This window comes from Mesorhizobium sp. M7A.F.Ca.ET.027.03.2.1, from assembly GCF_003999175.1.
GTDB lineage: Bacteria > Pseudomonadota > Alphaproteobacteria > Rhizobiales > Rhizobiaceae > Mesorhizobium.
The window spans coordinates 1-10503 of sequence record NZ_RZOM01000082.1 but is presented as its reverse complement, the minus strand read 5'-3'; the positions used below and the strand labels follow the sequence as shown (position 1 = coordinate 10503).

6 protein-coding genes and 2 pseudogenes are annotated in these 10503 nt (G+C 57.8%); 7 read left to right on the top strand and 1 reads right to left on the bottom strand.

What is annotated here, in order from left to right; all coding sequences use genetic code 11:
* The 3 genes and pseudogenes from EN750_RS06115 to EN750_RS39315 form a co-directional block, all read left to right on the top strand.
* Nucleotides 1-271, top strand: a 271-nt coding sequence (locus tag EN750_RS06115; RefSeq protein WP_127395894.1) for an aminotransferase class III-fold pyridoxal phosphate-dependent enzyme, incomplete at its 5' end; no start/stop codon positions are given.
* Nucleotides 264-1103, top strand: a complete 840-nt coding sequence (locus EN750_RS06110; protein WP_127248684.1) for a hypothetical protein — start codon at nt 264-266, stop codon at nt 1101-1103. The genes EN750_RS06115 and EN750_RS06110, both read left to right, overlap by 8 nt.
* A 69-nt stretch (nt 1104-1172) precedes the next feature.
* Nucleotides 1173-1295, top strand: a pseudogene (locus EN750_RS39315) (IS256 family transposase); the annotation flags it as partial.
* A gap of 795 nt (nt 1296-2090) precedes the next feature.
* On the opposite strand, the pseudogene EN750_RS06105 reads toward EN750_RS39315, so the two are convergent.
* A pseudogene (locus EN750_RS06105) lies at nt 2091-2336 on the bottom strand (helix-turn-helix transcriptional regulator); the annotation flags it as partial.
* Between the two features lie 2124 nt (nt 2337-4460).
* Here EN750_RS06105 and EN750_RS06095 point away from each other — a divergent pair.
* The 4 genes from EN750_RS06095 (at nt 4461) to EN750_RS06080 (ending at nt 10491) form a co-directional block, all read left to right on the top strand.
* Nucleotides 4461-6158 carry a GMC family oxidoreductase gene (locus tag EN750_RS06095; RefSeq protein ID WP_127248682.1) on the top strand — a complete coding sequence of 566 codons (1698 nt, stop codon included), beginning with the start codon at nt 4461-4463 and terminating at the stop codon, nt 6156-6158.
* Between the two features lie 533 nt (nt 6159-6691).
* Entirely contained in the window at nt 6692-7624 is a 933-nt protein-coding gene (locus EN750_RS06090; protein ID WP_127248681.1) for a 2-oxoglutarate and iron-dependent oxygenase domain-containing protein, read from the top strand.
* Between the two features lie 540 nt (nt 7625-8164).
* Nucleotides 8165-8581 (top strand): DUF2267 domain-containing protein, encoded by a 417-nt coding sequence (locus tag EN750_RS06085; protein ID WP_095489418.1) that lies wholly within the window; start codon nt 8165-8167, stop codon nt 8579-8581.
* A 434-nt stretch (nt 8582-9015) separates the two neighbouring features.
* The gene (locus EN750_RS06080; protein WP_206073044.1) at nt 9016-10491 is read left to right on the top strand and encodes an aldehyde dehydrogenase; all 1476 of its coding nucleotides are present in this window, start codon (nt 9016-9018) and stop codon (nt 10489-10491) included.
* Nucleotides 10492-10503: the final 12 nt, after the last annotated feature.

The window sequence follows — 10503 nt, the reverse complement described above, 5'->3', positions numbered from 1 at the left end:
GCAAACGCACCTCGATCGCCTCGTTGCGAAATTCCCCCGGTACATCGAACAAAAGCGCGGTCGCGGTCTGATGGCCGGCCTGAAATGCCGTTCACCGGCAGTTGTCGGCCGCGTGCACGATGTCGCATTCGAAAATGGCCTTCTTATCGAATCCTCGGGGCCAAATCGCGACGTTATCAAAGTCCTCCCGCCGATAACCATCACCGATGCCGAACTCGATCGTGGCATCACCATCCTTGAACACGCACTACAGGAGCAAGACAATGCCTAGTCAGATATCTCAAGTGCCAGCCATCTCGCCGGTTTCGATCAAAGAACGGACCGGGTCGATCAACACGGCGGAGATCATCTCGGTCCTGAAAGGTGAGCTTACCGCTCTGCACATCAAGCAAGCTTTCAGCACCGAAGTAGCCGAGGAGATCACCACGAATTTTATTGGAAGCTCCGGTCTCAGAGAGCGTAGAGATGGTGTGCCCGGACAATATGTCGGCGCATCTCACTACAGGAAGGATGCAGCCACATATTTCGCAGACGCCGAAAACGCGCGGCCGTACGTCGATGCCCTTTTTAAGAATTTGGTTGACCCGGTCCGAGCAATATTCGGCGCGTTGAAGCGAGAGCTTCACAACCAGGGCATTGAATTGCGGCTCGCCCGTTCGGAACGCGGTCAGGCCAACGTCTGTCGCGCTCTCAGTTGGTCAGGCAGTGGCACGTTTTCCTTGGATCCCCACGACGATGTCGCTCAAGTCTTACGTGCTGGCGATGATTACGAGCTTTCTGCGGTGGCGCACAATACGGTCGCAGCGCTCAACCTCTATCCCAGCATGTCCGAGCACGGGGGCAATCTGAGGCTCTGGAGCCATAAGCCGACAGTTGCGGACCGAAAGTCGCAGGGTGTGGAGACCACTGGATATCCCTATTCGGCAGCCTATCTTGAGGCCGTCCCGTGCCGCGAGTTCCAGCTCAAGGCCGGGGATATCGCCCTAATCGATGGCGGCTTCGTTCACGGGGTTACCGGTCAATCAGGCGACGGAAAGCGTCGCCTGGTGCTGAACAGCTTTTTCGGCTTCGCGCGGCCGGATCTTGTTCTCTGGTGGACCTGAAGTCGGACGTGGCACCGTAGGCCCTCGGTCAGCATGGTCGACGAGGCACATCTCGATGAACTGCGCCAGCTGCGGCCGTTGCGGGCGCTGGCGGTGGAAATCCACGAGAACTGGCTCGAGGCGACCCGCTATCTCAACATGGAGCATCTGCGCGAGCACAAGAAGGAGAGCCTGAGGGCATTGGCCGCCTGAGCACCGCCCGCGTGTCCGCCGCTCCGCTAGGCACGGGGGCTGCGCGGCGGACACGCCAACGTCACCGCTGAATGCCACGCCATTTTTGCAGAACTTGACGCACACAACTCACCAGGCGACGGCGCATCGCAGACTGCAGGGCGCTCCAGATGATTGAGCCGGAATCTTCTCGTCCATCACGCGCGCCACCTCCCGTTGACCGGTGCGCTCGGCTGCTCTCAGATTGTGCAGACGCCGATGGGCCGAGGACTCCACGACATAACGACTCGTCTACGCCAACCTCGTCGAGGTTCAGGCGCACTGTCAGCTTTGCCGCATCAGGAGCGTCTCTTCGGCCAGCGCCTGCCATGGTGGCATCTGCGCGGTCTCCGCATCGTACGGTTTGAGATCGAACTGTGCGCTGGCGCAGCTTGAACCTCCGATGACGCGTGGTCGGCCCTGGTGCTGTGCCCCGAATCCTATTCGGCCGTTCCGTCCTGCAGCAAGTCACCAAGACCCCAAAGTACTGGGGCAGTTGCGCCACGCGGTTCAGACCGCGCCCGCAGCGGAAAACCTCCCGGTCAGCCTTCTCGATCACCTCATGAATGTGAACACAACCCCGGCCCGAGGATGCGATGGACGAAAACTCGCGTTCCCCAGGTCCGTGGGCGTTGTCTCATCGTGTTGTTCAAGACTGCGAGGCCGCATTCGTGGGTCGACTATGAGACCCGGCAGCCATAACGGGATTATTGGCGCAATCCGCTTCGTCGCAATTCGGGTTGGGGGCTCAGCGGCCTTACAGAAAAGACCGAGACTCTAATCGTCGCCGGACGACACTTCGGCGGCGCTCACCGCTTCCTCCAGTTCGATAATCCCGAGGCTTACCGCCTTCATAGCAGCGACCGTTCTGCTGCCCGTGTCCAATTTCCGCATTACGTTTTTTATATGAAAATTCACAGTGTTTTCGGACCTGTTAAGTATTCGTCCTATCTCCCACGACGATTTCCCTCTGGCTGCCCAGAGTATGCACTCTATTTCCTTTTCGGAAAGGACGGGCACTTCTTCGAGTTGGGGGCGTTCCATAATTCCTTCTCCGCAACCGTTTGCACCGAATATTGCGAGCGCGCACAAAGCTGCGGCTAAGGCTCGGCGCGCCGTCCTTGGCAGGTCGGCGTTAAAGCTTTAGCACGGAGTTTCCCCTCGGTGAGTTATCGGAACGTAAAATTATATTGAGCTTTATATTGCACAACTTCAAAATGGTGAAACATCTTAGATTCTTGATAGTTGTGAATGGGATTACCGAAAGTTTGTCCGACGCAGTTGATAAGGTGGGCTTGGCTCTGGCCCGCCCGCCAACCCGACGGGAGGACGAACATCTCCCGGGCAATCCTTTCGACTTGCATTGGGAAAATCAACCTCACTTCCGGTCCTCGTCGCTTGAATCGGCGGTCCCCGCGGTCGCGTGTATGTCGCGTCCGAGGCCTTCTTGGAACCTGCCGGATGCCACATGCCAATGGACAACGCGGTGTCGACCGGCAGCTACGCAGGGCCAACAGCGTTGCCGGAATGGCGACAGCTCAAACGGTTAGCGTAGCGAGAGTGTCACATAGTGCCACCGAACCTGTCGCCAACCCGAGCCCAACTCCAGAGAGTTTGCAACTTGGTCGTTGATAGCCGCTCAGGCGCTGAGGCTCACGCGTGTTAGAGGCTCTCGAATATGTAGTATTTGGAAATCTCCAATCACCGGGCCGAGGAGACGTTCATACGGCATCTGTTTCCGGCTCAGATCAGTCTGGCGATACGGTCCATGATCGAGAGTCGGCTCTCGCCACAGTATTCTCAACGGGCGCCTGCACTGATGAGGCATGAACCGTCTTCAACAGTTCGTCTCGCGTCAGCCAAACGAGCCAATCGTCGTCAGCTATCCCGTACGCGGGCAAGTGCAGGACTGATCCGTGTGGCTCCTGATGTAGATACCCATATTGATCGACAACGCCTTTTTGGACGTGCCAATCGGCAACCAGCGCATAGATGAAGTCCGGCGACCATTTAGCCCAGGCTAGTCCAAATGCAATGCGACCGATAAAGGTAGAGAGACCGCGGCCTCTGAAGTCCTCGCGCAACCAGATGTCGCCATGATAGGCGACCAGCCCAGTCATGGCGCGGCCAGTGGGCGCATCGCAACGAGACGAGGAACCAGACCCGGCTATGAAGGTAGGATCCGCGAACCAGGCTCTCAACGACCCAAGGTGCTCAGCAACGTCTGTGTTGGATAGATGATATAGACGCATCGCTTGTACATGCGCTACTCTTCCATCCTGATCACGCCCGACGATCCAAAAGGCCTTTCCAGGCGGAAGATAAGAACAGTCTGGACGGAAGCTTGGATACGTCGGTGACTTCCCGGGAAGTCTGCTGGTGATCCCAACGTACTCTTCAAAATCTTCGCCCATGGTAATGTGAAGGCCCATCTTGCGCCCCAACTCGTCTGCCGCACAGATGCACCTCGCAAGCTCTAGGGTCGTGACGTTGCTCTGCATGCCGATGCACCCTTAAGTGCGCTGAACACTCCGTGGCTTCTAGAGCTTGCGGGAAAGCACTGATACTACGGCATCTAGTAGTTGACGCGTCCGCTTATAGGCGGGAATGACTTTTAGCATGAGGAACAGCAAGCGCACGGAACATAGGATATCCTTCGGGATCGTCGCTCGTCCGAGCGCCACGCCGTAGAGACGGGCCGCACACGGTCTCGCCAGGGGTGGCGTAACGTGCCGGCGCGAGCTGGAAGAAGATCGGCCAGGTCGCATCGGTGGGATGACTGCAAGATAGCGGCTAAACTTGACGAAATTGCTGCGTCGTAGGCAACAGTTGCGGAGCCGCTGCGTTCTTGTTGTGCGTCGGCGTTGAGGCTCGGCCTTCGGCAATTTCCGTATCTGAGGAGTTTAATTCAAATTACCATCTCTCAGAAAGGAACCACGTGACTCGCCCATCACGCGGCCATCTCGACATTCATTCCGCTTGTCATCCTAGCTGATTCTCGGCCTCTTACCAACTACTAGGGTGTAGTGTGGTTTTCCTACGGCACCATCACGTATTTAGCTGCCTGACGAGTGATCCTCTGCTGGGGGAGCCTAATAGTGCCCGTTATCCCTCGTCTGAGCATCATGTGGATAGTGGGAGGCTTGTGTGGTTTTCGATTATATCGTGATCGGTGGCGGTTCCTCTGGATCCGTCGTGGCGAGCAGGCTCTCCAGCGATGGACATCGCGTACTGCTCATCGAAGCCGGTCCTGATACGCCCCCGAATGCCGTCCCTGATGACATCTTGGAAGGCAATCCAACACGTGCTTACTTCAATCCTGATTATCAATGGCCTTTACTCGACGCGACCGCAGTCCGGGATGGCCGCAAGCCCATTCATTACGAGCAGGCCCGGGTGATGGGCGGCGGCTCCAGCATCAATGCTCAGGTGGCCAACCGCGGTGGTCCCGAAGACTACAATGACTGGGTCTCGAGCGGTGCAGCGGGCTGGAGCTGGGAGGAGGTTCTACCCTACTTCCGTCGGCTCGAATGCGATCTGGATTTCGGCGGCGAATTTCACGGCAAGGCTGGTCCGCTGCCGATAAGACGGGTGCGGCGATCAGACTGGTCCGGCTTTATCCGAGCGGTATCGAGAGCGTATGAACAGGAGGGTCTTCATTTCAGGCCGGACTTCAATGGTGAATTTGGTGACGGATACTCGGTTGTTCCCTTGACCAATCGAAACGGGCATCGCGTTTCCGCTGCGATGGCCTACTTGTCCGAGAGCGTCCGCTCCCGACGCAATTTGACAATATTGCCCGAAACGACGGTTGTGCGGCTGGCCTTTTCAGGCCGCGCCATTACGGGGGTCGAGACGGAAAACAACTTCGGCCAGCAGTCGTATCTCGCTTCAAACGTGATCCTCTGCGCCGGAGCTATCCACTCCCCCACCATATTGATGCGCTCAGGGGTCGGTCCGGCTGAACAACTGACAAATCTCGGCATTCCGGTTGTAGCAGATGTAAGAGGTGTGGGCCAGAACCTTCAAGAACATCCAGGGATCGCCGTTTCTGCGTATTTGAAACCGAGCGATCGCATGGCGCCCAACGTGAGCGGCCACATCCAGATGCACGCCCGTTACTCGTCGGGCTACAATGGGTGCCCGTCGACGGACATGGCAATATCGGGGGTTGCCAAGTCGGCCTGGCACCCGCTGGGCAAGCGCCTCGGCTCCCTCTATTTGTGGGTCAACCGAGCTTACTCGACAGGGACGATCGTGCTCAAGGATCGCTCTCATACCGTAGAGCCGCAGGTAGATTTCAACTGGTTGAGCGACAAGCGGGACGCCGATCGACTGAAGCACGGATTCTGTTTCATGGCCCGCCTACTGAAGCAGGATTCCCTGTCGGCGGTCGCGCTTGACCCGTTTCCCTCAGCTTGGAATGCACGAGCGAAGCAGGTCAGCAAGGTCAATTGCGTTAATTACGGGCTCACCTCGGTGCTTGCTTTGCTTATGGACAGTTCTCCACGCTTGCGCCGCGCCCTCATTAGCCATGTCATAACCGATGGTCATAGCATTTCAGATCTGATCAAAAACGAGGAGCATCTCGACCGATTTGTCCGACAGAATGTGACCGGCAACTGGCATCCGACTTCGAGCTGCAAGATAGGGCAAGCCTCCGACCCTGCTGCGGTGACTGATCCGTCGGGTCGGGTTCGGGGCGTTTCGGGCTTGAGGATTGCCGATGCTTCGGTGATGCCGTTCTGCCCCCGCGCCAATACAAACATTCCAACGGTCATGGTGGCTGAGAAGATGGCTGACGCAATTTTAAAAGAAGACCGGAAATCATCAACAAAAAGGTGATCAAAAAACTTCTTGTGGCCGGATTCGTTTTCGCCAAGCGATCGAGGTTTATGAGCTGTAAATGCCAGACAATTCCCGAAGAGGTAGAACTCGCCGTTTGCTTTCACTCACACAAGTTTGGCAATTCCGTCCCTATCAAAATGCATACTGATGCTTGCTGTTGCGCAATGCCAACGCACTGGAACGTGGCGGTCATTCGCCTGTATCAACATCGCAAGGCCATACGGGCTGGGTGTACGCCGTCCACACCCAGGCCAGCGTGAAATTTGGGCAGATCTCGCGCACATCATCGAACGGGCTCTCATCGTCCCTTCTTGAACTCGAGGGGGGGTCACAAACCTCGCCTGCTACGGATGTTTAAGAACCGTTAAATCCAATTGTACAGTAAGTTCGCATATTCTTGATATATTTTGTGTTGCGCCTGTGGGTAATCTATAGGATATTCGCTGCGACAGAGAATAGATCTGTGTATGTAAGACAATCTTTTGGCTTAAGTAGCCCCACAGGGGCACAGCACCGACGGAGGAGCGACCATGACTACGCTACCGCAAATCTCATTGGCGAAACTGTCATCCGATGCAACGCGACGTGAAGAGCAACAGCGATTATGCACGGCCTGCGAGGAGTACGGGTTCTTCTACCTTGTCGAGCACGGAATCCCGAAAGAACAGATTACAGAAGCGATCGACGCTTCCCGGCGCTTCTTCGCGTTGCCCCTGGCTACGAAGGAACGCTATGGTCACGCCTTTCAAAACGTCCACCCCACCACCGCGCGTGGATACAGTCCGTTGCACGGTGAAATGCTGCATCCCGAGGCCGGGCCGGACCCAAAGGAAATGTTCGACCTCGGTATCGAGAATGAAAGCGACCGGCGTCCATTTGCCGGACTCACACGCCTTCCGGACGACGCCTTAGCTCCAGGTTTCGCGCGGAGCCTCCTAGCTTTGCAGGCCACCGTGCTTAATGGCGTCGTCCCGCAGCTCGGGAACGCGCTGGCCGACCTGCTCGATATGGAAAAAGGCTGGTTCCAACGCCATTTCAGCCCGCCGACGGTTCTGCAACGCGTGATCCGATATCCGTCTACCGGTGGCGCGGCCGCTAAGCATACCGACAATGGTTTTTTCACGCTGCTGCTGCAGGAGGAACTCCCCACGCGATCCTTGCAGGTGTGGTTCCACGGGCGTTGGATACCGGCGCCGAGCCTCCCCGATAGTCTCGTTGTCAATCTGGGCGACATGCTTCAGGTGTTGAGCGATAACCGGTTCAAGAGTACGCCGCATCAGGTCGTGCACAGTGGTCCGGCCGAACGAATTTCCCTGCCCTTCTTTATCTATCCCGACATCGATGCTCGCCTGGCTTCGCGGCAAGGCAATCACACCTTTGGTGTCGCGGAGATGATGCTGCGAAACTACGAGTCAATATGGGAAAAGGGGAATGGGGCCGGGCGCGCGCGTGAGTTGCAGTAGGTGTTCGGCTCTATGAAGCGGGAGCAAACTGCGGCGACGATGTAGCACACCCTGACGTGAGCCCTAGAAGAACTCTCTGAGTGCCGCCGTCGCGTAACGCGGCGGCCTCTAGGCCCTTGGAATGAGGCACGCTGGGACTGCCAAATTGTTTAGATTGCGCCGAACGAGATCCTAGCGCTGCGCTGAGGCGAGGATTTCTGACGCGGAAACTGAGCGATTAATCTGGATGCAAGGAGATAATTACAACCAAACGGAGTGTTTGTCTGGGTCGAGCCGTGCCCGCACGAGCACTAGCGAACGCTCCGGTTAATATCTTTGTCAAACCGTCTGAACTCCAGCTTTGCCTCTGGAACTACTTCGCTACCGGAAGGCCTCTTTTCCAAGGGGGTCATCTGTCAGGCATCGCTCGCTCGCCACGGACGGAAGCCATTTTTTGTGGTCCTCGTTTTTGCAGCGCTAGTCTCGCCTGACCAGGTCAACTTCAAGGCCGATGAGGCGCATTCGAGATCCTGGCAACCTTCAAGGAAATGAGAAAAGCCAATGTGCGCGAGGCATGATTTCAACAACGCATTAGAAGTAACTCAGAATTGGATCAGCGATCTGATGTGGAGACTTCGCTGGCATGATCGCGAGCGGGTCTACCAAGCTCTGATTGCGACGCTGCACGCTCTGCGCGACTGCCTGGATCGCGACCACGCCGTTTACATGGGCGCACGGTTGCCAGCTTTGCTTCGCGGCTTCTACTACGAGGGTTGGAATCCCGGCCGGCGCGCCAACGCCAGAAACCGGAATTCATTTCTCGAACGGATCCACGTCGGCGTCCAGCGAGACCCGGCGGTCGATCCGGAAGTGGTTGCCCGCTTAGTGCTGGCCCAATTTGTCGACCGTTTGTCCAGAGCAGAGGTCAAGCGTGCCAAGGCTGCCACCCCAAGAGTGCTGCAAAACCTTTGGCCCTGAGACAGGCGTCTGCCCACGAGCGCCCGCTGTCCGCGTGGCACTTGGTTCCTTAACGCTGGCCTTGGTTTGGGCAGGGATTGAGTTTGGCCCGGAGGTGTAGGGGGCGGGCCGCAAGGTTGGAACTCGTCGCGGGCATCCCCCGATCCTAGTAATGCCTCGATCGAGCTCCAGAATGCGTTTGAGTGTGATTCAACAAAAATGACCGAATGAGCCGAAGCTGTCGATCGCCCTGGCCGAGTTCGTGCCACAGCAATCAACCGATCGGCTGGCCGTGCGAGTCGTCCACTAATCCGCCGGCGTCTGGTTGCTGACGAGCATGCAGGAAAGCCGCCGAGCGGCTCCCGCCACCAAGGTCGACGCGTAGCAGCGGTGCTGAGTGGACAAACTGGTTGAGCCCTTTGGAAGGATCAGCCTATGTGACGAAAGGCAAAGCAATGACCACGCCAATCAGCTTGATGACAGGCGAGCACACCGATATCTATGTCGACGGCGAGCTCCGGCCGGCCCATTCGTCGGCTAGGATTCCGGTCGTGAACCCGGCGGATGAGCTGGAATTTGCGACAATCCCCAATGGCGACAAGCACGACGTTTCTGCGGCAGTGGATGCCGCACGTGCGGCGTTCCGGAACTCCGGGTGGCCTCAGCTGCCGCCGTCGCAGCGAGCCCATTATTTGCGCAGACTCGCGCGTGCAATCGAGGATCGCGCCGAGCAGCTGGGCGCGGTTGTCACGGCGCAGATCGGGATGCCCCTGGTAAGCTCCGTGCAATCCAATGGGAGCGGCACATCGAAATTTTACCGCTACTATGCCGAGCTTGCCGATCAACTAGAAGTCGAATCCGAGCGCATAGGACACGAGTTGCGAACTGTCATTCGGAGGGAGCCGGTAGGTGTTGCCGGATTGATCGTACCGTGGAACGGCCCTCAGGGCGCAATCGCATGGAAGCTGGCACCAGCGTTGGCCGCTGGTTGTACGACGGTCGTTAAGCCCGCACCGGAAGCATCACTGGACTCATACCTGCTCGCTGAAGCCCTAGGCGAGGCAGGCATTCCCCCCGGCGTCGTCAATATCGTGTTCGGTGCGCGCGAAACAGGAGCATTGGTTGCGTCGCATCCGGGTGTCGACAAAGTGTCGTTTACCGGTTCAACGCACGCTGGTCGCCAGGTTGCACTGGCCTGTGCCAAGCGCTTCGCGCGCGTTACGCTCGAGCTTGGCGGCAAGTCGGCGGCGTTGCTGCTCGAGGATGTCGATCTTGACACGTTTCTCCCCTTAGTCGCGCCGGCGTGCATCCCGTTCAGCGGTCAGATCTGTCACGCCCTGACCCGCGTCCTTGCTCCGCGCGCACGGTACGACGAAGTCGTCGAAGGAATTGCGAACAAGGTGGCTGGGCTAGTCGTGGGCCACCCGCTCAATCCAGCGACGCAGGTCGGGCCACTGGTGGCGAAGCGGCAGCGTGTTCGCGTCGAGGAGTACATTGCATCTGGATGCGTGCAGGGCGCGAAGGTCGTTACCGGCGGTCGGCGTCCGCAGGGACTTGACGTCGGATATTATCTCGAGCCAACGGTCTTCCGTGATGTCGACACATCTATGCGGATCGCGCAGGAGGAGATCTTCGGGCCGGTGGTGTCTGTGATCCCGTACCACAACGAGGAGGAGGCGATCGCGATCTGCAACGGCACTACGTATGGCCTGGGTGGTGCGGTGTTCACGTCCGACCCTGAGCGGGGCATGGCGATTGCGCGCCGAGTGGAGGCTGGTGTTGTCGGCATCAACCGTTACGCGCTTCACATCGACGCGCCATTCGGCGGTGTCAAGGAAAGCGGCCTTGGTCGGGAACTCGGACCTGAGGGGCTGGCAGCATTCCTCGAGATTAAGTCGATCTTTCCGGCCCAACGTTCGAGTGCAGTGTAATGCGTGCCCAAC